The 23,898-nt window shown below is 45.2% G+C and carries 14 protein-coding genes, 1 tRNA gene and 2 pseudogenes; 12 read left to right on the top strand and 5 right to left on the bottom strand.

Translation table 11 applies throughout. The features are described 5' to 3' along the window. Both C233_RS22970 and C233_RS0119660 read right to left on the bottom strand, forming a co-directional pair. Positions 1–832 (bottom strand): annotated as a pseudogene (locus C233_RS22970) (transposase); the annotation flags it as partial. Between the two features lie 182 nt (positions 833–1,014). Beyond that, the gene (locus C233_RS0119660) at positions 1,015–1,695 is read right to left on the bottom strand and encodes a zinc ribbon domain-containing protein (protein WP_018669230.1); all 681 of its coding nucleotides are present in this window, start codon (positions 1,693–1,695) and stop codon (positions 1,015–1,017) included. A 712-nt stretch (positions 1,696–2,407) separates the two neighbouring features. Here C233_RS0119660 and C233_RS0119655 point away from each other — a divergent pair. Continuing rightward, complete coding sequence (locus C233_RS0119655; RefSeq protein ID WP_026314936.1) at positions 2,408–3,475, top strand: acyltransferase; 1,068 nt, start codon at positions 2,408–2,410, stop codon at positions 3,473–3,475. 150 nt (positions 3,476–3,625) lie between these two features. On the opposite strand, the gene C233_RS0119650 is transcribed toward C233_RS0119655, so the two are convergent. Further along, a complete protein-coding gene (locus C233_RS0119650; RefSeq protein WP_018669228.1) occupies positions 3,626–4,330 on the bottom strand; it encodes a NigD1/NigD2 family lipoprotein in 705 nt (234 codons plus the stop codon). A 176-nt stretch (positions 4,331–4,506) separates the two neighbouring features. On the opposite strand from C233_RS0119650, the gene C233_RS0119645 reads away from it, so the two are divergent. Together C233_RS0119645 and C233_RS0119640 are read left to right on the top strand one after the other, a co-directional pair. After that, positions 4,507–5,055 (top strand): RNA polymerase sigma factor, encoded by a 549-nt coding sequence (locus C233_RS0119645; RefSeq protein ID WP_018669227.1) that lies wholly within the window; start codon positions 4,507–4,509, stop codon positions 5,053–5,055. Further along, on the top strand, positions 5,056–6,468 hold the full coding sequence (locus tag C233_RS0119640) for an outer membrane beta-barrel protein (protein WP_018669226.1): 1,413 nt from the start codon (positions 5,056–5,058) through the stop codon (positions 6,466–6,468). 128 nt (positions 6,469–6,596) lie between these two features. Here C233_RS0119640 and pflA read toward each other — a convergent pair whose 3' ends face one another. Together pflA and pflB are read right to left on the bottom strand one after the other, a co-directional pair. After that, a complete protein-coding gene (gene pflA / locus C233_RS0119635; RefSeq protein WP_025069166.1) occupies positions 6,597–7,322 on the bottom strand; it encodes a pyruvate formate-lyase-activating protein in 726 nt (241 codons plus the stop codon). A 134-nt stretch (positions 7,323–7,456) separates the two neighbouring features. Continuing rightward, positions 7,457–9,685 (bottom strand): formate C-acetyltransferase, encoded by a 2,229-nt coding sequence (gene pflB, locus C233_RS0119630; protein ID WP_018669224.1) that lies wholly within the window; start codon positions 9,683–9,685, stop codon positions 7,457–7,459. A 495-nt stretch (positions 9,686–10,180) separates the two neighbouring features. Here pflB and C233_RS0119625 point away from each other — a divergent pair. The 9 genes and pseudogenes from C233_RS0119625 to C233_RS22965 form a co-directional block, all read left to right on the top strand. After that, positions 10,181–10,265 (top strand) — tRNA-Ser (locus tag C233_RS0119625). Positions 10,266–10,698: 433 nt separating this feature from the next. Beyond that, entirely contained in the window at positions 10,699–13,815 is a 3,117-nt protein-coding gene (locus tag C233_RS0119620) for a SusC/RagA family TonB-linked outer membrane protein (protein ID WP_241217629.1), read from the top strand. A gap of 24 nt (positions 13,816–13,839) precedes the next feature. Next, a complete protein-coding gene (locus tag C233_RS0119615) occupies positions 13,840–15,354 on the top strand; it encodes a RagB/SusD family nutrient uptake outer membrane protein (RefSeq protein WP_018669222.1) in 1,515 nt (504 codons plus the stop codon). 102 nt (positions 15,355–15,456) lie between these two features. After that, positions 15,457–17,421, top strand: a complete 1,965-nt coding sequence (locus tag C233_RS0119610; protein WP_164835513.1) for an alpha/beta hydrolase family protein — start codon at positions 15,457–15,459, stop codon at positions 17,419–17,421. A 1,143-nt stretch (positions 17,422–18,564) separates the two neighbouring features. Continuing rightward, positions 18,565–21,093, top strand: coding sequence for an SLBB domain-containing protein (locus C233_RS0119600; protein WP_025069168.1), 2,529 nt, complete (start codon positions 18,565–18,567; stop codon positions 21,091–21,093). A 9-nt stretch (positions 21,094–21,102) separates the two neighbouring features. Further along, complete coding sequence (locus tag C233_RS0119595; RefSeq protein ID WP_018669218.1) at positions 21,103–22,215, top strand: Wzz/FepE/Etk N-terminal domain-containing protein; 1,113 nt, start codon at positions 21,103–21,105, stop codon at positions 22,213–22,215. Beyond that, positions 22,188–22,532 (top strand): UpxY family transcription antiterminator, encoded by a 345-nt coding sequence (locus C233_RS0119590; RefSeq protein WP_025069169.1) that lies wholly within the window; start codon positions 22,188–22,190, stop codon positions 22,530–22,532. Before C233_RS0119595 ends, C233_RS0119590 begins: the two co-directional genes overlap by 28 nt. Before the next feature lie 252 nt (positions 22,533–22,784). After that, on the top strand, positions 22,785–23,567 hold the full coding sequence (locus C233_RS0119585) for a carboxylesterase family protein (protein ID WP_018669216.1): 783 nt from the start codon (positions 22,785–22,787) through the stop codon (positions 23,565–23,567). A gap of 180 nt (positions 23,568–23,747) precedes the next feature. After that, a pseudogene (locus tag C233_RS22965) lies at positions 23,748–23,898 on the top strand (DDE transposase); the annotation flags it as partial.

The raw sequence follows: 23,898 nt of genomic DNA, 5'->3' as shown, positions 1-23,898 counted from the left end.
CTTCATGGCGTCTTCTTTCATGCGCATGAATGTGGCATCGGGATCGGTCTTGGAATAGGAGTTACGTTCTCCAAGGACTTCAAGGTGATTGTCGTATTCCACCAGCTTGTCACGATACCCCTCAAGTTCCCTGACTTGTTTCTTCTTTTCGCGCAGGGTTTTCTTTTCTTCCTTGTCCTGTGTTGTAGGCTGGCGTTCCAGGACTTCTTTAAGTTCATCCACTATGTTAGAGAGCATGGAGGGAGTCAACTCCACGGATGTATCTTTTACAGAGTTCTCCTGTACAATGGCTTCATCCACCTGCTCCAGAAGGATGCGAATCTTATTCAGTAACCTTGTGCGGTTCTTTTCGATGCTCTTACGCCAGACAAAAGTATATTTGTTGGCCTTGGATTCAATCTTGGTGCCGTCGATATATTCCACGTCAAGACTGATGAACCCCTTGTTGGCAAGGACAAGGACCAACTGCGTGAAGACGTTGTTTATCTCCTCCTTTACACGGTTACGAAAACGGTTGATGGTTATGAAATCCGGATGCTCATGACCGGCAAGCCACATATAATGGATGTCACGCAAAAAGAAGCTTCTCTATTTTACGACAGGAATAGATGTTATTCACGTAGGCGTAGATAATTACCTTGAGCATCATTTTAGGATGATAAGCTGAGCGCCCCGTTTCTTTATAAAGCTTCTTGAAATTATCAAGATCGAGACTGTCAACAACTGCATTGACTATGCGGACAGGGTCGCCCGCAGCTATGTTTTCATCAATTCTTTGTGGAAAAAGAACCGTTTGGTTGGGAATGTAAGGACGAAAATGTAACTTTGCCATAACGAAAAAACTGATGCCTAAAGTTACATAAACTTTGGCTAATAACAAAGCCCGGGCTTGGGAAAGTCTGGGCTTTGTGCATAAAAAAGGTTGTGTCAACATTTTGACACAACCTCTCTTTTTATTCCGGTAATGAGAACCGTGCTGAAAAAGAGGTGGAGCGTTGTAAGGCTTACCGCTGTTTATAACTCCTCGTGCGCAAACTCCCCGTTAATCCAAAACGTAGCCTCCGAGCCCGTGAAGTGCAAAAGCACATAATTGGGGTCGGCAATGCCGCCGGGAAAATGATGAATGAACCACTCCTGCCACATCTCTTTACGGACGGTATCATCGGTCACGATTTCGACGGTTCCGCGTAGCGACACACTGTCGCCGTAATAAGAATAACAAAGCCCAGCCTTGCCGTTTTGCTTGAAATCTGCAACCTTTACGGAGTCAGCACCTGTTGCCAGCCATACTTCGTTGCAGCCTTCCGTATGTATTTTCGACATCGGTACGGGGCGGGGGAAGCCGTGGGCATCTATTGAAGCGATTGTTACCTCGCTGCATTGGGATAGTAACGCGGCGGCTTTCTCTGCGAGTGTCCTTTCATCCTTCCGCTTCCAGCGCTTCAAGTGGGGAAAGAACCGGTGCATTTGCTCTTTAGCTTGTTCGGGCGTGAGATTCCACCCCGTTTCCTTGTTCATCTGTTCGGTAAACTGGGCGCAAAATTCAATCATTTGGCTCATGGTGAAATCTTGGCTGAACTTACCCTCTTTGTAGCAGTACGTGCAATACTCTTCATTGGAACTGCCGTCGGCGTTCGTTCCCTTGTTCGTATCGGTCAAAGGCATACCGCAGCTTTGGCAAAAATCTTGTTTCATTTTGTTATTTTATTTTATTTTATTTTATTAGTTATGGGGGATAATCCTTGTCTTTGTAGAGATTATCCGGATTGTATTTTCCATTTATAATTTACTGTAAGAGCTTCGTTATTTTATTTTCTACTTAGTTTAATTAATGCCCGTAGAGAACGTCCTAAAAGCCCGACAACCCGGATGCACTATTCCCTTAACGAGTTTCATTCTAAGTTGTACCGCAGTTTACCGGCTGCCGCTCTCCAAAGATAATATAAAAAAGTAAAGTATGGGACAAAGTACAGAAATATAATTGAAAATTAACCGCTTACGAAACTGTAAGGCAAAGCTGAGTACCGATTCGATTCTCATCGCAGGCATGCTTCCTTTCTACATCCTTCGAAATAACATCTCGCTCCATAGACTGAACCTATTTTGTTTCGGCATGCCTCCCTCTACATCCTTCGAAATAACATCTCGCTCCATAGGCTGCACCTATTTCGTTTCGGCATGCCTTCCTTCTACATCCTTCAAATAACATCTTACTCCCTCTTTTCTATACCCCCGGAATAACAAGCCCGATTTTGTAGCACCCCCGGGAAACATATAACGGGAACACCTGCCTACGCCATACTCTCTGTATCGAGCCAGCGTCACATCCTATTTAAAAAAGGAACGGGCAGTAATGGCATTGTTCTATTTTATTTATATTTTTGTCCCCAAACACAAAATAAATCATATGAAACAGGACAGAGTCGTATTTTTGGATTATCTGCAAATTTTTGCATGCTTTTTAGTGATGATGGTGCATGCCAGTGAAGCATTTTACGGGGGAGGTGATGTGCCAATCCTCTCGGAAGCACATAAACTCTGGATTGCGGTCTGGGACGGAATGAGCCGTATCTCGGTTCCCTTATTTGTCATAACTTCAGCCTACCTGTTAGTGCCGATGAAAGAAAACCAACCGTGGGGCGAATTCTTCAAGCGGCGTTTCCTCCGCATTCTGCCACCCATGATTGTGTTCATGGTTATCTACGCCGTACTCCCGGTGTGGCAGGAAGGAGGCAGTTGGAAAGAAATGTGCGTAGCCGTCTGCAAGCTACCGCTCAATTTCCCGATGAACGCCTTTCACCTTTGGTTCATGTATCCCCTTATCGGGTTATACCTGTTCATCCCTATTCTCTCGCCCTGGCTACGTACGGCAACGGCCAAGCAAGAACGTATGTTCTTGTACCTTTGGGCATTGACCACCTGCCTGCCGTTTGTGAATAAATTCTATGGCGATGTGCTGGGACAATGCTGGTGGAATCAGTACTATATGCTGTACGACTTCAGCGGTTACCCCGGCTATCTGGTACTGGGACATTACATCCGCTACCACATCGACTGGAGCCGCCTGAAACGCTCCGTTATAGGGCTTGCCTGCCTGCTGTGCGGCACTTCCTTCACTATCCTCAGCTTCTACCTTCAAGCAAAGCCCGGTACTCCGCAGCAGCTTGCCGATTTGGAGATAGCATGGTGTTTCTGCATCATCAACTGCGTAGTAGCCACTTTCGGAGCCTTTCTGCTGTTCACTACTATCCGGAAAGAAGGCAGGGCTTACAGCCTGGTCAAGAGCATCTCCGTGAACAGCTACGGCATGTTCCTGATGCACCTGCTCTGGTTGCCGTTCTGGTTCTCGGTCATACAGCCGCAAACATCCGTTGCCATCGCTATTCCCCTTGTCAGTGCACTCACCTTTGTCAGTTGCTATCTCACAACGAAACTCATCTCATATCTGCCCGGTAGCAAATGGGTGATAGGATAATAAAAACCGAAAATATGCCAAGATTTACCACAAGATTACACGAGCTCACACACATTGAAACATTATACGACCTTATCGGTTACTTATCCATAATAATCTGTGTGAGCTCGTGTAATCTGTGGTAAAAATAATCCTGACAATTAGAATAGTTTAGTTCTCGTCCGGCTTGAAGTCGATAGTCATGTAACGCTCGCCGTCGTACAGGCTTCTCACGCGGATATTAAGCCCGGTCTTACCCGGTAACAAGCCGGCAATTTTATCCAGCTTGAAAGAAACGAGCCCCTGTCCCGGCTTGCTGGGCTCGTCATCGTAAGCATTCTGACGGAACTCCAGCGTGATGTAACCCTCCTTGTCGTTCGCGCCGTCGGAAGCCTCGTTGACTATCAGGTTCAGCATATGCTTCTTGTCGGCATTGCCGCTATGATATAACTGGTATTGGATATTCAGGTAATTGTCCGTAATCCACATATTGGTAATGTTGATACGGTCGTCGCCGATGCTGTCGGCTTTCTCGGCGGGCATGAAGTAAATATCCTTGGTGAGGATATTCTCCACATGGTTAATCTTGGCATTATAGTCGTAGCCGTCCGCCTTCTCGTCCAGTAAGTTGAAGTACACGAAGGCGCGCTGCCCTTCTACCAGCGTGTAGTTATTGATTTGGGTGGTGTCGCCGGGATACATCCTGGTTCCCTCGTCGAGGGCGAAATAGTAGTCTTTTCCGTCGATGATGCGTACAGTGCCGATAGTGAGCGATGAACGGTCGTCGTCGTCCCAATCGTCCAGACAGGACTGCAACAGGGGCACAACCATACATAACAGCAGCAATACGGCAAATGCTTTTCTAAACTTTTTCATAAGTAGAGGTTTTATAACTGGTTCTGTTTTTAAATCTTGTATTCAGGAAATGCCCGAACTGCATAAATACTGCTTATAAGATTGTTAAAGAAGATAAAGAATAGAAATCTTGTTTCGCGGATGCAGTATTTTTGTGCCCGTTGCATTTATAAGGTAAACACGTGTTAAAAGAGAGAATGGAAGAACAGGTATTGGCAGAGCGCTGCAGGCAAGGCGACAACCTTGCCCGCAAAGAACTGTACGAGCGGTATGCGGGGCGGATGCTCGGCGTATGCCTGCGCTATGCCGGCGACCGGGAAACCGCGCAAGACCTGATGCACGACGGCTTCCTGAAACTCTTCGATTCTTTCGATAAGTTCACATGGCGGGGCGAAGGTTCCCTGCGGGCGTGGATGGAGCGTGTAATGGTGAATACGGTATTGCAGTATTTGCGGAAAAACGATGTGATGAACCAGTCCGCCGCTTTGGACGATGTGCCCGAGGCGTATGAAGAACCGGACGCCTCGGTGGTAGATGCCATTCCTCAAAAAGTACTGATGCAGTTTATCAGCGAGCTTCCTGCCGGCTACCGTACCGTATTCAACCTGTTTGTTTTTGAAGATAAGCCCCATAAAGAGATTGCCCGGCTGCTGGGCATCAATGAAAAGTCCTCGGCTTCGCAGTTGGTACGTGCCAAGGCTGCTTTGGCGGCGAAAGTCAGGGAGTGGATGAAAAAGAACGCATAAATGAAAAAACGTATGGAAGATGAATTGTGGATGCGAAAGATAAAGGAGCGGTTGGACGATTACTCCGAACCGTTGCCCGTTTCCGGCTGGGAGCGGCTCGAGAAAGAATTGCCCGTCTCGAAGCCGCCGGTAACTGTAAAACGGCGCATCATTCCTTTCCGCCGGTGGGCTGTGGCTGCCGCTGCGGTGCTGCTTGCAGCAGTGTCGTCGGTCAGCATATGGTTGCTGCAAAGCCCCGTAGGAGAGGAAGTGCGGAATACTTCCGCCCCCGCGCTGGCAGTTGCCCCGGATAAACTGCCGGAGCAGCAGACCCCCTCCGTACGTACAGAGATAACGGAACCCGGCTATCGTGCGCAAGGACAAGCGCCGCAGGAGAGCCAGGCACACCGTCCCCTGTTGGCACAGCAACTGGATGCCGCAGGCGGAACCGGGCATGAAGCATCACAATCTTCGAGTGCCGGGTACAAGGCGCAAGAAAATGCGCAAGCACAGCCCGCACCGATAGCAACAGCAACAACAGCAGCAGAAATAGCAGCAGCGGTAGAAGAAGAAAAAGAAGAAGCAAAAGCAAAAGAAGTAAAAGAAACCGCTCCTGCCGCCACCGCTGAACCTACCGCTACTACCGGAGCCGGGGCAGAGGAGAAACGTCAGGTTGAACGCCGTCGTCCGTCGGGCAAAGACAAGCTGCACTTACCCGTCGGAAAACCGAAAAAAGATAAGTCGCGCGGTTGGTCGGTAGGCTTGGCAGTAGGCAATACGGGCGGGCTGATTTCGGGCAATAGCGTAGGCGGAGGCAACCCGATGCAAGGCGACGCAGGCTTCGGTTATTCCGGCGGCAGAGTAGACCTCAATACGGTAGTCAACTCCATTATGGATGTTCCGGAAGGACAGGAACTCGTATTCAAGAACGGCATGCCCTATCTGATGAAGAACGAAGACCAGGTAGTGGATATAGACCACAAACAACCTCTATCCTTCGGCTTCTCGGTGCGCAAGGGGCTTGCGAGAGGCTTCTCGGTAGAGACAGGACTCACCTATACCTACCTTGCCTCCGATGTGAAGTTTGCGGGAAACTCGGCGAAGGTCAGCCAGAAACTGCATTACCTGGGCATTCCTCTGCGGGCAAACTGGAACTTCGTAGATAAGACTTCCTTTATCATGTACGTTTCCGCCGGCGGCGCCATGGAGAAATGTATTTACGGTAAGATAGGCAGCCGGAACGAAACGGTAGACCCCCTGCAATTCTCTGTAATGGGAGCGGTGGGTGCACAGTACAACATAAGCAGAAGGGTAGGTATCTATGTAGAGCCGGGAGTATCTTACTTCTTCGACGACGGTTCCGAAATCCAGACGATACGGAAAGAAAATCCCTGCAACTTTACCTTGCAGGGAGGAATACGGTTGACGTACTGATAAGAAATAGTAAACCAAGAGTAGCAAACCAAGAACACCAAGCCGCTAAGAACGGTAAGCCAATAACACCAAACCACAAAGAACAGCAAACCCCTAAGAGCACCGAACCATTAAGGACGGCAAGCCGCTTAATTGACTACCACCGTGGCAAAGTACTCCTTGAACAGCCGTTCTGCCCGTTCCAGTTGCTCCGGCGTATTCTCCGCCACCTCTTTCAGCCGGTAATCCCAGCCCATTGCCTCGTATTTATGTACCCCCAGGCGGTGGTAAGGGAGTATCTCCACCCGCTGTATGTTCCGGTACTTGCCGAGCCGCTCGCCCATGCCGCGTATATCTTCCTCGAAATCGCTGTATCCCGGAACCAGTACATAGCGCAGCCAGAACGGACGCTCCCGCTCTTCCAGCCATTCGGCGGTGCGCAGGGTTTGCCCGTTGCCGCGTCCGGTCAGCATGCGGTGGCGTTCGGGGTTGAACTCCTTGATATCCAGCAACACCAGGTCTGTCATGTCCAACAATTCTTCCACCTTTTCATTCCATATGCCGCCATTGGTATCGAGGCAGATGTGGATGCCGGCGGCTTTCAAATCCCCGAACAGAGGTATCAGCGCCTCTGCCTGCAATGTAGGCTCGCCGCCGGAAAAAGTAATTCCCCCCTTCTTCCCGAAAAACGCCTTCTGGCTGATTGCCATTTGCAGGATTTCACCGGCAGGAGTAGGGTTGCCTCCCCGGATGTCTATGGTGTCAGGATTGGCACAATAAAGGCAGCGGAAAGGGCAGCCTTGGAGAAACACCACGAGCCGCAGCCCCGGGCCGTCGAAAGTACCCATCGATTCGTATGAGTGAACGTTAATCATAATCGCGTATAGTTATTAAGTAAGGATGTACCGGAAAAAGAGGCACGGACTACATGGATTTGTCCGGATTCTCTGTCTAATCCGTGAAACCCGCGTAATCCGTGCCCGAAAAATCATACCCTCAGGGGCGTTGCTTACATTCTTTCATGGAACGAGCGGCTGATAACCTCCAACTGGTGTTCGCGGCTCAGCTTCACGAAGTTTACGGCATAACCGGAAACGCGGATAGTAAGCTGCGGATATTTCTCGGGATGCTCCATGGCATCTTCCAGCATTTCGCGGTTCAGCACGTTCACATTCAAGTGGTGAGCACCTTTGGTGAAGTAACCGTCCATCATCGTAACCAGGTTCTCGATGCGCTCCTCAGCAGTGGGGCCCAACGACTTCGGAACAATAGAGAACGTGTTGCTGATACCGTCCTGCGAGTCGCGGTAGCGCAATTTGGCTACGGAGCTCAGCGAGGCGATAGCACCGTTCTTGTCGCGCCCGTGCATCGGGTTGGCTCCCGGAGCGAAGGCTACGCCCTTGGCGCGTCCGTCGGGAGTGGCGCCGGTCTTTTTGCCGTACATCACATTGGAGGTGATAGTGAGCAGCGACAGGGTAGGGCGGGCATTCTTGTAAACGGGTAGCTTCTTCAACTCCTCGCTGAAGTAATACACCAGGTCTACGCCGAGGTGGTCTACCCGGTCGTCGTTGTTGCCGAAGCAGGGGAAAGAACCTTCGATGTCGAAGCCCTCCGTCAGACCGATGTCATTGCGGCGCGCCGTAACCTTGGCATACTTGATAGCCGACAGCGAGTCGATAGCAATGGAAAGGCCTGCCACCCCGTAGGCAAGGTTAATGCGCGGGTCGGTATCGACGAATGCCATTTGGGCTTTCTCGTAGTAATACTTATCGTGCATGTAGTGGATGATATTCATAGCCTCATTGTAAACGCGGGCTATCTCCGTCAGCACTTTCTTGTAGTTCGCCATTACTTCTTCGAAGTTCAGCGTGTCGTGAGTCAGCACGGGGATGCCCTTCACCATTACAGTCCCGGTGTTTTCGCAGCGTCCGCCGTTAATGGCGAGCAGCAGCGCCTTGGCAAGATTGGCACGTGCGCCGAAGAACTGGATTTGCTTGCCGATAGCCTGGTAAGATACGCAGCAGGCAATACCGTAGTCGTCGCAGTTGCGCACTTCACGCATCAGGTTGTCGTTCTCGTATTGGATAGAGCTGGTGTCTACCGATACTTTGGCGCAGAAATCCTTGAAACCTTCCGGCAGCTCGGGGCTCCACAGCACGGTCATATTAGGCTCGGGAGACGGGCCGAGGTTGTACAGCGTTTGCAGGAAGCGGAAGGAAGTCTTTGTCACCTTCACACGACCGTCGTTGAAACGTCCGCCGATAGCCTCGGTTACCCAAGTAGGGTCGCCGGCAAAGATGTCGTTGTAAGACTGCATACGCAGGTGGCGCACCATGCGCAGCTTGATGATAAACTGGTCTATCAGCTCCTGTGCGAAAGTTTCGTCGATGTTACCGTGAGCCAAGTCGTACTCGATGAAGATATCCAGGAAAGAAGATACGTTACCCAACGACATGGCAGCACCGTCCTGCTCCTTTACGGCAGCGAGGTATGCCATATATACCCACTGTACGGCTTCCTGGGCGGATGTGGCGGGGCGGCTGAGGTCGAGGTCGTAGTACTCGCCCATGACTTTGATGTCCTTCAAAGCCTTGATTTGCTCTGCCACTTCTTCGCGCAGGCGGATACGCGCTTCGGTCATCGGACCGGTCAGGTTGCGTAAATCCTCCTGCTTGGCTTCAATAAGGCGGTCTATGCCGTACAATGCCAGGCGGCGGTAGTCACCGATGATACGGCCGCGGGCGTAATTGTCGGGAAGCCCGGTAAGGAAGCCCAGCGAGCGGAACGAACGTATTTCCTCGGTATATACGTCGAATACGCCGTCGTTATGCGTTTTGCGGTAATGCGTAAAGATATCTTTTACCTTATCGTCCACTTCCACGCCATTCTCGCGGCAAGCCTTTGCCACGACGTTGATGCCGCCGAAAGGCTTGATAGCGCGTTTCAGCAGCTCGTCTGTCTGCAAGCCTACGATAAGCTCGTTTTCCTTGTCAATATAGCCCACCTTATGGGAAGTGATAGTAGATACTGTGGTATGGTCTAATGCACGGACGCCATTGTTGGCTCTTTCTTCTTCCAGCGCTTTCAGGCAGAGCTTCCAGATGTGCTTGGTACGCTCCGTAGGCCCTTGCAGGAAAGAGGCGTCTCCGGTGTAGGATGTGAGGTTCTTACTGACGAAATCGCTTACATTGATTTCTTTGCTCCAAAGCCCGTCGATAAAGGTTTTGTTCAATTCCATAATATTCTTTTTTGAAGGTGATTAGATATGTTATCCTTTAGAGCGTGCAAAATTATGGAAATTTTTCCGTAATTGCATAATAAAGCGGGCAGTTTTTATGTTGAAGAACATAAAATAACCATTATTAGGTAGCAGATACGGCCAACTGCCGGTTGCCGCATGCCTGTGAAGTGATGTTTGCATTTCATCGGATTGATAGCCTCTTACTGATAATTATTCCTCCCGTGCTATTATATTTCTCGTCCGACAACTGTTTTCTTTTCGTCCAACAGTTGTTTAGTTTTCGTCCAACAGCTATCGGACGTAAACAAAACAATTGTCGGACGGAAAGATTTCAGTGACGAAAGCCTACTTCTTGCCCTGCCGCACATCAGCTTTTAGTGGCTCCGGATTTATTTTATTTTGGATTTATTTGTGAATTAAGAAAAGATGTACTACCTTTGCACCGCTTTAAGAGAAAAAGCGCTTTTTGAAAAGGAAGTTCAAAAATGTTTTGGAGAGGTGGCAGAGTGGTCGATTGCGGCGGTCTTGAAAACCGTTGTGCTGCGAGGCACCCGGGGTTCGAATCCCTGTCTCTCCGCAAATTATTGAAAATCAATAAATTAAGTCTTGTAAATCGTTGGGTTTACGAGACTTTTTTATTTTCTATCGTAGATTAGCTGATATATAGGGTTCACCAATGGACTGTAGCACTTATCCCAAACTTATCCTTTTAAACTCAATCTATTATGGCAACCTTCAGACCAGCGATTTTTTAAGCAAAAGTTTTAAAGGGCGGAAGGTATAAAATTAGGATAGCCGTTTGTCATAAGCAAGAAACTTACTACATCATAACACGATTTACTATTGATAACTTATTCCGATTTAATTTCATTTATAATGTCTTTTTGCTTTTTTAATTGTGTTTTTCGATAATATTTTATTATTTATTTGAAAAATATATATATTTGTGTCGTTGTTAATGAGTTTTATGTGTATTTATGAAGTATTATCAACTAAACAAGGAGGTATTTATGAAAAGAAAATTAACATCGATGCTAGCCTTACTGTTTGTATGGATAGGTGTAGCATGGTCGCAAGAAGTAACAATAAAGGGTGTGGTAACTTCCGAAGAAGACGGATTGCCCATTGCCGGAGCCTCGGTATTGGTGAAAGGTACTACCTTGGGGACCATTACAGATGTGGATGGCAATTTTGTGATTTCAGGAGTGAACGCTGACAGCAAGACCTTGGTTGTATCATTTGTGGGGATGAAGAGCCAGGAAGTAGCGATAAAAAAAGGAGTACTGAAAATTGCGATGAAGTCCGATACGGAGTTACTGGATGAAGTATTGGTTGTTGCGTATGGAACAGTGAAAAAATCAGCCTTTACGGGTTCAGCAGCAGTTGTGGATCAGGAAAAAATAAAATCCCCTGCTGTGTCTTTTGACAAGTCTTTAGCAGGGCAGGTATCGGGTGTACAAGTTATGTCGAACTCTGGACAGCCAGGCTCCGGCACTTCTTTTCGTATTCGTGGCTCCGGTTCGTTGAAAGCTTCGAATGAGCCTCTTTATGTGATAGATGGCGTTGCCACGACTTCTACAGAGTATAGCTCTATTGCAGAAGAGAATGAATCCAGTTCAAATATATTATCTTCTATTAATCCTAATGATATCGAATCAGTCACTGTGCTAAAAGATGCGGCAGCTGCGGCTTTGTATGGGTCGCGTGCTGCTAATGGTGTAGTTATGATTACTACAAAAAGTGGAAAAGAAGGAAAGGCTCGTGTTAACTTTAACGCACAGTTCTCGTGGTCTAAGTTAGGAAAGGCTTATGATATGATGAGTTCCGCTGATATGTATAAAATGATTTATCAGGGATACCGTGCCAAGGGTGAAACCATGGAAGAAGCGAATGCCAGCACACAGGGTACACTAACACATAATCCTTATAATGTAGGAAATCCGTTGGATGAAAATGGAAATTTGGTTAATGGTGCTAAATTGGTTGTGGATACGGATTGGCAGAAGGAGGTGTTCCGTACCGCTCCTTCACAGGATTATAATATGAATGTAAGTGGAAAGAATGACAAGACGAATTATTTCTTTTCGATAGGATATACAAAGCAAGGAGGTATAACCCCGGCGAGTGATTTTAAGCGTTATTCGGCTAAAGCCAATATTAATACCAACGTAAATAAATGGTTTAATGCAGGTTTAAATGTTACATTCTCTCACTCTATTCAAAATACTACGGTGGAGAGTTCGGCAGGTGCGAGTCCTTTATATAATGCATTATCTTTTCCTAATGCGGTACCTGCGTATATTGTAGATGATGAAGGTAATCCGGTTCTTGATGAGAATGGTAACAAGCAATATAATTTTACCAATCCTATTTCTCGTGATTTTAATCCTCTGGCAATACCTTCAATGGATGTTAATAGAAGTAAATTTTATCGTTTACTGGCTTCTGGTTATGCCGAGATAACCTTCTTTAAAGGATTTTCTTTTAAAACGGTTTTTTCTCCGGATTACGTGTCAACGGACGAGCATCGTTATTGGAATAAAGAACATGGGAACGGTCCTACTTATAACGGACGTTTGGATAAATATCATCATGTAGATTTGATGTACACATCTACCAATACATTTAATTATACGAGCGTTTTTAAAGATGTTCATAGCTTAAATGTAATGGCTGGCTTGGAGTACTGGCAAAGTTCTTATGAAACATTGTATGCCGGAGGCAGGGATTTACTTGGAGATATGCAAGAATTGGCTGGTGCTTCAGGCTCTTTCTCTCCTTCTTCTGAGACGACTAAAGAAACTTTGATTTCATATTTTGGACGTGCTGAATATGCATATAAAGATAAGTACAATTTTTCGGCAAGTCTTCGTGCGGATGGTTCTTCTATTTTTGGAGCTGACACCAAGTGGGGAACGTTTTGGAGTTTAGGAGCATCTTGGCGAATTAATCAAGAGGATTTTCTTAAAGATATCGAGTGGGTTGACAATCTGAAACTTCGGTTGAGCTATGGTACTTCAGGTAATAAAAGTGGATTGGCCCGTTATGCTTCTCTGGGCTTATGGACGACTTCTTCCGATTATTTATATGGCTCGAATATTGGAGTTGGGCACGAACAATTGGTAAATGCGTTATTAGGTTGGGAAAAGCAGGGAATGTTTAATGTGGGAATTGATTTTAGTTTCTGGAATCGTTTTTATGGGTCGGTCGACTTTTTTCATAAAACATCGGACGGACTGCTGTATGATGTTCCATTGGCTTTACAAAATGGTTTGAGTTCAATCACGATGAATGCGGCAAAGACCTCTAATACGGGATTTGAGATCGCTTTGGGGGCTAATATATTAAGAGGACCATTCGTTTGGAATATGGATTTGAATGCTTCATTCATTAAAGATAAAATTAAAGATTTGAATGGGGAAAATGATGTACGTATGACGGATTATCAAAAAATCTGGTCTGTCGGAGGTAGCCAGTATGAGTTTTACATGCCTACTTGGGCAGGAGTAGACCCTGATAATGGAAATCCCCTTTGGTATAAAGTCAATGACGATGGAACACGTACTACTACTTCTGCTTATAGTGAAGCCACTTACGAGAGACAAGGCCGGGCTACTCCATTGGTTTATGGTGGTTTTATAAATACTTTTTCTTATAAGAATTTTGATTTGACGATTCAATTGAATTATTCTTTGGGTGGCAAGATTTATGATAATATTTACGCTGGTATGATGCACGACGGAACTACTACTGCTCAAAATATGCACGTAAATGCATTGGAAGCTTGGACGACCCCGGGACAAAAGACCAGCGTTCCTAAATATGCTATTAATAATGCCACGAATTCAGCAAGTTTGTCATCTCGTTTCCTTTATGACGCAACGAATATAAAGGTTAAAACAATTACTTTGTCATATACTTTACCTAAAAATTTAGGAGTATTCTCCAAAGTAGTTTCAGGAGCAAAGCTTTGGGTCTCTGCTGATAACTTGTGTACCTGGTTTGCGGACAAAGGGTATAAGGGTTATGATGATATTGATATATACGGAGTACAAGGATATAAGACTTATCCGTATTCATTCCCTACTCCGCGGACATTCTCTATTGGTGCAAACTTGACTTTTTAAAATTTAATCTAAACAGATATTGATATGAAAGCTAAATATTTATATGTTGTATTATTTTTACTCTCATTTTCATCTTGTTCAGATGATTTGCTTTATCAGGAACCGTCTACTTCTTTAACGGATGAGAGTGTGCTGGAAAGTGCAGAAAATGTTAAGGCAGTCCTAATGGGGGCATATTCTTGGACTGGTCATTTTCATTATTTGACTATCGGCCAAGTTTCACTCGATGTAATGGGAAATGACTTGAAGATAACAAATGGTAACTATCATTATTCTACATATAACTGGCTGATGTATTCGTATGCTTACCAGCAGTATCCTCGCGAGTTTGACGGTTGGTGGAGCGCTTATTCTCCTTATATGTGGGAAAAAGCTTATAAAGCGATAGATGAATGCAATCAGATTATTGTAAATGCAGATAAACTTCCTGAAGGCTGTGAGGACTTGTTGGCGCAAGCTTATGGAATTAGAGGTTGGAACTTTTTAAATCTGTATCATTTGTATTGCGCTTCATATACGTCTGCCGGTCCTTCGGGGCAAGGTCTTTTTTTGCGTTTGACCCCTGCTGATGCCGCAGGAGATAATGTACCGAGAGCTGATTTAGCTACATCTATGCAGCGTATAATTGACGATTTTACTTATGTATATGAAAATTCTACAGGTACAGACACTTATTTTATAAATAAGCGTGCTGCTGCTTTGTTATTGGCCCGAACTTATTTGGATATGGGGGAATATGATAATGCAAAGATGTATGCAGAAGCTGTTGGCAGTCCATTTGACGGGTCTGATTTAATGACTAAAGAGGAATATCAATCAGGTTTCAATACTATCAACTCAGAGTGGCTATGGGGATTTAATTTCACTTCGGAAACAACCAATATCTATGCTTCCATACCTTCTTTTTATCAGGTAGCGGTAGCTAAGGATAAAAATTCCGGCTATGGAACAGCCGGTTACGGTACTCAGGTCGACTATGATTATCTGTTGGAAAATGGCGTGGATTATTTGGTGGGCTATGGAACTGTAAGGGCTGCAAAATCATTTGTCGATATATTTGAAGATAATGATTGTCGGAAACTGTTTCCTTTTTATCTGGATAGTAAAGATGGCTATATAACTTCTAAATTTACATCTAAGGTTTCCTTAGGTATAGCCGACTATCCGATGTGCCGTTTATCTGAAGCGTATTTAATAGAAGCTGAGTGTTTGTTAAAAGGCAGCCAGCCTAATCATGCAAAAGGTTTGCAGATATTGAATGCATTGCGTGCAAAGAGAGGAGAATCTCAGCTTACTTCTGCTCAGTTTACATCGGATGAAATATGGAAAGAACGCCGGCGTGAACTATATGGAGAAGGGTTTGCTTTGCCGGATATCAAACGTTTACAAAAACCATTGGAAAGGGTCGGAGAAGAACATTGGAGTGATGTGATTAATTTGCCGGCAAATAGTCCGAGAATGATGTTCCCGATTCCTGCTGATGAACTGGATTATAATAAGAGCACCACATCAGATGACCAGAATGAATATTGGAGATAGTTATTTGTACACAAAGTATTTGTCGGAGTTATGATAACATGAAGGTACAAAATGAAACTCAAAACAAATTTAATGAATTACTTATAAATGGAATATGAAAATATGAAAAAGATAGCGGTAATAGTTTGTATGGCATTGGGCTTATGCGGGTGTGGAACTAAACAGGGCGATAATACCTTGGTGCTTGATTTTGAAGGCCGTTCTATAGATATTGCGCCTTATTTTAAGGATTTTCCTTATTCTATATTTACTATTAGTAAGGAGGGAGACAAACTTCTGTTTTTCAAAACAGGCGAAAAGCAAACACTCCAGTGGATGAATATTGCTAAAGGAGCTGATTTATGCGAAGCAAAAGATGTGGTAGATATAGATTTTGCTAAAAGAAATGGCTGGCATGCTCGATATAATGCGAATGATAATATGGTTTATTGGATTGGCGATGAACATAATGAAGAAATCATAAACATCTATCGTACAGTACCAGGGTCTAATCAAGTAGAGAAATTGACAGATGTTCCCTATATATATGCGTGGGATTTTAATCCTGACGGAACTAAAATTGCTTATGTTTCTAGAATGGGGCAAAATGAAAAACGATTGGATGAACTGCACATTTTAGACCTAAAAACTTTGCAGGACAGTCTGTTGAGAACAGATGACGCTGATTTTCGATATACTTGGGGAGATATTAGTTGGCAGCCAGAAGGTAAAGGAGTCATGTTGTTGGCTTTAAAGGATATGGACCGTACTTATACTAATGTTCTGTATATAGACTTAAAGACAAAAACTTCAAAAGTGCTGACCGATCCGTCTAAAGAAGGAAGTCTTTCTGGTACGATGGTACTACCTGAATGGGTTTCATCGGATAAAGCTTTGTTTATCTCTGACCAGGATGGGTATAATAACCTGTATTCATTTACTTTATCGACGGGTGAAGTAAAACAGTTGACTCATTATTCGATGAACTTGGATAATGTGTGTTTACTTTCCGTAAAGGATAAGAAAATGGTTTTTGCACTTCAAAGCAATCCTGTGCATACTAATATGATTTTGTTTGACCCAGAATCAGAAAAGGTTGTTTATACCCAAGAGTCATCGTTGAATTTGCAACTTGGAGGCGTTTCCGAGAATACGGTTACCATGTTGGCTGGTGGAACTACGACTCTGTTTCAAGTCGTAAAGGCGGTTGTAGAGCCGTCGCAAATAAAAATGGAAACAGTAATGGGTATCCCGGATGACCTGAAAAATAAGTTGGTTCATTCTACAGTTGAAAGATTAGAGATACCGACTTTTGATGTGGACTCTTTAACGGGTAAGCAACGTATTTTGCATGCTTATCTTTTTAAGCCGAAAAATCCATTGCCGGAAAATAAAAAGCTATTGATGGTTGAGTCCTTTTATGGAGGTGAAAATCAATATTCAGCCGAGTATCAGATACTTAATCAGGCGGGTATTTATGTGTTGAGTGCATCTCCTCGTGGAAGCGCAGGGTTTGGCCGTGATTTTGCAGCCATGAACGACCATGATTTAGGAGGTAATGAAACGTTGGATATGATTTATGTTTCTCGTTATGTAGCCGATAAGCTGAATATTCCTTCCCAACGGGTCGGAGTGTTTGGTATGAGTCATGGAGGGTATGAAACAATGCGTTTAATGACTTTCCCGGGTGAAGTAAATGGGCATAAAGCAGAGTTCCCGTTTGGATTCGGAATAGAAACGGCTGGTTTTTGTGATATTATCTGGCAACATCATCATTCTAATATTCCGGATTGGACTGCTCTTGAGGCTGGTGACCCTGTAAAGGATTCTTTAAAATTAGTCGACCGTTCTCCGATAACGCATGCTGATAAGATTACAGGACCATTGTTGTTGATTCACGGTGACCACGATAATAGAGTAGATATCGGAGGTTCCCAGTTTATGGCTGATAAGTTAAAGGATTTGGGAAAAACTTATCGCTTTGTTAAGTTTCCAGGTTTGGGGCATGGAATTAAAGGGGTAGAAAATAATAGAAAATATTATTCGGAGTGCTTTGATTTTATTGAATCAGAAGTATTGAATAAATAGAGTTTATACGGAATAAGGTTTTGGGGAATTGTTAGTCAAATACCCTAAAACCTTATTCTATATTCTATAATGCCTATTATTGAAAATTTATTCATCTACATCGAAGAACACACACACTGAACAGAACTGAGTAAGCATCAGCAGGAACTTACATAATAGCATCGCCATTGTTAGTTACATCATCCTTTATTGACATTGAATAGGCACTCGAATTTGCATTCCTTGTACTATAAGCACACATATATTTCAAAGGACTGCCACTCTTTTCATTTAATATTTAAAATGCGATAGGAGAAATTCTGTTATTGCCAACAGCATACCAATCTATCTTTTCTGTTTCCACTGTTGTAAGTACATCTGTTGTTCTTTTATATAAAGACTTGGTATTGAGATTGGCAATAAACTAAATAATTGCAATCTATCCCATGATAATTCTCAATCTGGCAATTTTTAAGGGAAAGGTCTTAAAGAACAGAAGGCATGGAATCAGGGGGCAACGTAAATCAGGATAGCCGCTTGCTATAAATAAACGTAAACAAGAAGGGGTAATGCAACAGGGTAGCGTAAAACCCTGAGGGATGCTCGCTTTATACATAAATTTAGTTAATCAGAACCAAAGGAAAGCCCTGTCCTTTCCTCCTCTAAACTGTGCCGTAACTCCTTGATTTTAACATTGAACGATTTTGAATCGGCATTGGCAAACGTCTGTCATAGAAGTTGATGAGAGAAGACGGAATAAGCCGGATAACGGAACGGCGTTTGCCTGCTTTGTGCAGGGTAGGGCTATACGGGTTTTATAATTTGATAAACAAGATAGAGGTGTATCTCGAGGTGTGCCGTCCGGGTAAGCAGTGGTGTCTACCGGTTTGAAAGCCGTGCTGTTGCGCCGGCATAGCCTGCCGGTGTATGTCCGGTTTACGGAATGCGGAGTAAAAACATTTAACTTTGTAAACGAGGCCGGCAAAGCGGCTTTCCAGGTAGGCAATAGTTATGGGAAGGCCTCGGCAGTATTGGGGCACGGAATTAATTCTTTTTCTGAAACTTCGGAATGAAATAAATGTATATTATGAAAATAAAGTGTTACCTTTGTCCCCAATTTAAAAACGTACTAGATAACTAAAGGATTAATCAAATATCTTACTTATGCGCAGATTTATACTATTGTGTTTGTTGATGTTTACAGCGGCAAATGTGGTATTTGCCCAACAAATGACGGATGAACAAGTCGTTCTGTATGTGCAAGAGGCTCAGAAACAAGGAAAAACACAACAGCAGATGTTGGTTGAGTTGATGAAGAAAGGAGTCACGAAAGAGCAAATCCAGAGAATACAGTCTAAATATTCCGGCAAGTCGGACGGTAGTGTCGGAGAAGATGCCGATTTTATGGGAGAGGCGACTTCGCGTCTGCGCACTCAGAAAAGCTACGAAAACAAAAACAAAGATATTCCGCAGGACGACGATACCAGCGTGGACGGTATCAACTCTAAAAAACAAAGCATCAAAGGACTGCGTACAAAGGCCACCCAGCAACGTAGCGGATATGGAATGGGGCTGGATGTCGACGGGCAAGCAGGGTACTTTGGAAGCGATATCTATCTCAACGATGTGGAGATAGACCCTACCCAGCAGATTTTCGGACATAATATTTTCGATAACGAGTATCTGACGTTCGAGCCTAATATAAACGTCGCGACCCCCAACAATTATCGCCTGGGTGCAGGCGATGAAGTCATCATCGATGTATGGGGGGCTTCTCAGAAAACCATTCGCGAAACGATTTCGCCCGAGGGCACTGTGCAAATCGAGAATTTAGGTCCGGTGTACCTGGGTGGAAAAACCGTTGCGGAAGCCAACGACTATCTGAAACGTGAGTTCGCCAAAATATATGCCGGCGTTACGGGCGAGACTCCTAATACCGAGATAAAACTGACTTTAGGCGAAATACGTTCCATACAGGTAAATGTCATGGGAGAGGTTGCCGTGCCGGGCACTTATACCCTTTCTTCGTTCGCATCTGTTTTCCATGCACTGTATTGGGCGGGCGGAGTCAATAAAATCGGTAGCCTCCGCGACGTCAAGGTAGTGCGCGACGGAAAAACGGTTGCCGATTTGGATATCTATGATTTTATTATGGAAGGCCGGTTGAAGGACGATATCCGCCTGCAGGACGGCGATGTGATTCTTGTCAATCCTTATCAGACGCTGGTGCAGATATTGGGCAAGGTAAAGCGCCCGATGTATTATGAAATGAAGCCTACGGAGACAATCGCCACTTTGCTGAAATATACCGGCGGGTTTACGGGCGACGCATACAAAAAGGCCGTACGGCTTGTGCGTAAGAGCGGACGCGAACACCAGATATTCAATGTGGACGAAATGGATTATTCGGTATTCCGCCTCGAGGACGGCGACGTCATTACGGTAGATTCCGTCCTCAACCGTTTTGAAAATCGTGTGGAGGTGTGCGGTGCTGTTTACCGTGAAGGGCTGTACCAGTTGAGCGGAGAGGTGAATACCGTGAAGCAACTGATAAAGAAAGCCGAGGGCGTACGTGGAGATGCTTTCCTGAATCGTGCCGTAATCAACCGCGAGCACGAGGACTTGACGCGCGAGATTATCTCGATAGACCTGAAAGGCTTGCTGAAAGGTACGGTTGCGGATATTCCCTTGCAAAAGAACGATATATTGTATATCCCCAGCATTCAGGATTTGAAGGAAGAACCTACGGTAACCATTCACGGAGAGGTTGCCTCCCCGGGCACTTATCTTTATGCGGATAAGATGACTATCGAGGATTTGGTGTTGCAGTCCGGCGGTCTGCTCGAAGCTGCTTCCACTACCAAGATAGATGTTTCGCGCCGTATCAAGTCTCCTAAAAGCACGGACGACAGCAATGTCGTAGGCCAGACCTATACGTTCGATTTGAAAGACGGCTTGCTGATAGGCGAGGGAAGCGGGGACTTCTACCTGGAACCTTTCGACGAAGTGTATGTACGCAAGAGCCCTGCCTATCGTAAGCAGAAAAATGTGGGCATCATAGGCGAGGCGCTGTTTACCGGCACTTATGCTTTGTCCAAGAAGAATGAACGTTTGAGCGATTTGGTAGCTAAGGCAGGCGGTGTAACCTCCGATGCTTATGTGAGGGGAGCGCGTCTCATTCGCAAGATGTCCGAAGAAGAACTCCGTAGAAAAGAAGATGCTACCCGCATGGCTGTAAAGGTAGGTGCGGATTCCACTACCTTATATGTATATACGGTGGGTATCCACCTGGATGAAGCCTTGAAGAATCCGGGCTCGGACTACGACATGGTATTGCGCGAAGGCGATATCCTGTTCATCCCCGAATATGTAAGTACCGTGAAAATCAATGGTGCTGTGATGTATCCCAATACGGTATTGTATAAGGAAGGCGAAAACAGCCGTTTCTACATCAACCAGGCCGGCGGATATGCTACGAATGCCAAGAAACGCAGAGCCTTCGTCGTTTACATGAACGGTACTGTGTCGCGTATACGCGCCGGAAGCAAAACGGCAATCGAGCCCGGATGCGAGATTATAGTTCCGAGCAAAGACCCGAGCAAGCGTATGAGCGTTGCGGAAATGGTGGGCATGGGTACTTCGGTTGCTACTTTGGGTACGATGATTGCTACTTTGGTTAATCTCTTTAAGTAAATAAAAGACATGAGCGAAGACAAGATGCAAGGAGCTCCGCAGAAACCGGAGGAACAGGAAATAGACTTGATAGAACTGGCTCAGAAGGTATGGGCTGAACGCAAAATGCTCTATAAAGTATGCGGTATTGCCGCATTGATAGGGCTGGTTGTAGGATTCAGCATTCCTAAAGAGTATTCTACGGAGGTGACACTGGCGCCTGAGAGTAGCAGTAAGGTGAATGCCGGGAGTATGGGTGCGCTGGCTGCCATGGCCGGTATCAATCTGAGCGGTGCTTCCGGAGGGGAGGATGCTCTGTCGCCCGAGCTGTACCCTGACATTGTAAAGTCTACGCCTTTCCTGCTGGAGCTGTTCGATGTGAAAGTAAAAGACCAGAAGGGCAAGATAGATACGACCTTATATGCTTATCTGGACAAGTACCAGCGTTCATCGTGGATGGGAGCTGTGTTCTCCGCACCTTTCAAGGCGATAGGCTGGACTATGTCGTTGTTTAAGGATAAGCCGGAGAAGCGGACAGGCAAGGTCGACCCGTTTCGCCTGACCATGGACGAGGCACGGGTGGCAGAAGCATTGAGTAAACGTATTTTGGTTACAATCGATAAGAAAACGGGGGTTACGACTTTGGAAGTTACCATGCAGGACCCTCTGATTTCCGCCTCGCTGACAGATACGGTTATGCACTGCCTGCAAAATTATATCACGGATTACCGTACCAATAAAGCACGCCATGATTTAGCTTTTACTGAAAAACTTTATAAAGAAGCGAAGGCCGATTATGAGGAAGCTCAAAAAAAATATGCTACTTTTGCAGATGCTAACCAGAATATCATCTTATTGAGTTACCGTGCCGAGCAGGAGCGCCTGAAAAATGAGGTGGAACTGGCGTACACCGTTTATACGCAGGTTTCCGGGCAATTACAAATGGCAAGAGCCAAAGTGCAGGAAATCACTCCGGTATATACGGTCGTACAACCCGCCACAGTGCCGTTGCGCGCTTCCAAGCCGAATAAGGTCATGATTCTTATCGGTTTTGTATTCCTGGCAGGGGTAGGATGTGTAGGCTGGATATTATTTGTGAAAGATTTATTAAAAGGATGGAGAAAAGCAAACAAAGCGATATGATGGCTAATAGTATGAGTCGTTGGTGTGCTCTGCATACAGCACCAAAATCGGAACGTAAGTTGATGCAGCGTCTGAATGCCGCAGGATATACTGCATTTTGTCCTATGCAAATCGTATTCAGGAAATGGAACGGGCAAACGAAGGAAGTGTTTGCACCCCTTTTCCCCGGTTGTGTTTTTGTTGAGGAATCGGCCGGTGCAGCCTCTTTCGTCGCTTCACAAAACGCCGCTTTTATAACGGATGCCGAAGGCAGGAATTTATCCGTTTGTGCTGATAAGACCGAGCTGTCCGCCAAGTTTGCACAGTTGCTGGGATAGCCGTTGTCTTGTGGGTGCGGAGCAGGGCATCCTTGACTAATGCGGTGAATGACATCTGTATTTAAGGGAAAAATGCCGATAAGCGTTTTGTCATTCTTTAAATAAAGAGTAACCTGCCCGGAGAGCTTGTTTAGGCAAAATCCGGATGTTAAATGTAAGATATTTGAGAAGTAAACGGGATAGTTGTGTATATTTGCAACTGTTCCGTTCTTTTTTTGATAAATAAAAGGATAAATATCAAATCATATAAATATGAAGAATATATTTTGCTTGGTGTTACTGTTGTGTATCTCCGTACCAGTGCATGTATCCGCTCAGGATTCTTATAAGGAGTATGAGAGAAAAGTGTATGTATCTCCCCAGGGTGATTCATTGAAGTACCGTTTATTGCGTCCTGTTGTAGAAAAGCAAGGCGAAAAATATCCGTTAGTGCTTTTCTTGCATGGCGCTGGCGAACGTGGAAATGATAACCGGAAACAACTGACGCATGGCGGCGGTATGTGGCTCAATCCGGTAAATCGTGAAAGGTATCCGGCTTTTGTTTTATATCCTCAATGCCCGGCAGGAGATTATTGGGGATACGTTTCCCGTCCAACATCTTTCATGCCGTCCGGGATGCCCGAAAAGCCGGAGCAGACTGCCATAACCCGCACATTGAAAAGCCTGCTTGATACTTACCTCGATATGCCGCAGGTTGATAAGGAACGTATTTATATAATAGGACTTTCCATGGGAGGAATGGCAACTTACGATATGGTTATCCGTTATCCGGAAATTTTCGCCGCGGCCGTTCCGATTTGCGGCGCGGTGAATCCGGTACGCCTGGATGCTGCAAAAGAGGTTAAATTCCGTATTTTTCATGGAGATGCCGATTCCGTTGTCCCTGTCGAAGCCTCCCGTATTGCGTACAAGGCTTTAAAGGCTCTTGGAGCGGATGTCGAGTATATCGAGTTCGTCGGATGTGAGCATGCAAGTTGGAATCCGGCTTTTAACTATTATGATTTTATGAGTTGGCTGTTTGGGCAGAAAAAATGAATGGCGGGGGCTTCGTTTTCCTGAAAAGCTGTGCTTTAGGGACATTCAGTAAATAATATAAAATCAGCCAACTAATTCATACACAAAATATTGCGAATTAGCTGGCTTTTTTGTATCTTTAGGTATTCCCCCGCAAATAAGGTTTGAAGGCCAAAACGGGGGAAATTCCCCGACTAAGATATGGCTAAGATACAAAATATTTCCGAAATTCACCCAACTTTGGGCTTCACAGAATTTGATGTTCTGGAAAAATACCGCAAAAGTTTTAATGAGAGTGAGCTTGGCAGGCTTCACTCAGTGTTCCCGTTTGAACGCATGGCAAAAGCCGCAG

Source organism: Bacteroides gallinarum DSM 18171 = JCM 13658 (assembly GCF_000374365.1).
Lineage (GTDB): Bacteria > Bacteroidota > Bacteroidia > Bacteroidales > Bacteroidaceae > Bacteroides > Bacteroides gallinarum.
This window is presented reverse-complemented; position numbering and strand designations above follow the sequence as displayed.

Bases quoted from the DNA above. Each gene is read 5' to 3' on its own strand.
- C233_RS0119600 (WP_025069168.1), top strand. From the start codon at position 18,565: ATGCGCAGATTTATACTATTGTGTTTGTTGATGTTTACAGCGGCAAAT.
- C233_RS0119655 (WP_026314936.1), top strand. From the start codon at position 2,408: ATGAAACAGGACAGAGTCGTATTTTTGGATTATCTGCAAATTTTTGCA.
- C233_RS0119620 (WP_241217629.1), top strand. From the start codon at position 10,699: ATGAAAAGAAAATTAACATCGATGCTAGCCTTACTGTTTGTATGGATA.
- pflA (WP_025069166.1), bottom strand. From the start codon at position 7,322: ATGATTAACGTTCACTCATACGAATCGATGGGTACTTTCGACGGCCCG.
- C233_RS0119650 (WP_018669228.1), bottom strand. From the start codon at position 4,330: ATGAAAAAGTTTAGAAAAGCATTTGCCGTATTGCTGCTGTTATGTATG.
- C233_RS0119640 (WP_018669226.1), top strand. From the start codon at position 5,056: ATGAAAAAACGTATGGAAGATGAATTGTGGATGCGAAAGATAAAGGAG.
- C233_RS0119615 (WP_018669222.1), top strand. From the start codon at position 13,840: ATGAAAGCTAAATATTTATATGTTGTATTATTTTTACTCTCATTTTCA.
- pflB (WP_018669224.1), bottom strand. From the start codon at position 9,685: ATGGAATTGAACAAAACCTTTATCGACGGGCTTTGGAGCAAAGAAATC.
- C233_RS0119590 (WP_025069169.1), top strand. From the start codon at position 22,188: ATGGAGAAAAGCAAACAAAGCGATATGATGGCTAATAGTATGAGTCGT.
- C233_RS0119595 (WP_018669218.1), top strand. From the start codon at position 21,103: ATGAGCGAAGACAAGATGCAAGGAGCTCCGCAGAAACCGGAGGAACAG.
- C233_RS0119610 (WP_164835513.1), top strand. From the start codon at position 15,457: ATGAAAAAGATAGCGGTAATAGTTTGTATGGCATTGGGCTTATGCGGG.
- C233_RS0119585 (WP_018669216.1), top strand. From the start codon at position 22,785: ATGAAGAATATATTTTGCTTGGTGTTACTGTTGTGTATCTCCGTACCA.
- C233_RS0119660 (WP_018669230.1), bottom strand. From the start codon at position 1,695: ATGAAACAAGATTTTTGCCAAAGCTGCGGTATGCCTTTGACCGATACG.
- C233_RS0119645 (WP_018669227.1), top strand. From the start codon at position 4,507: ATGGAAGAACAGGTATTGGCAGAGCGCTGCAGGCAAGGCGACAACCTT.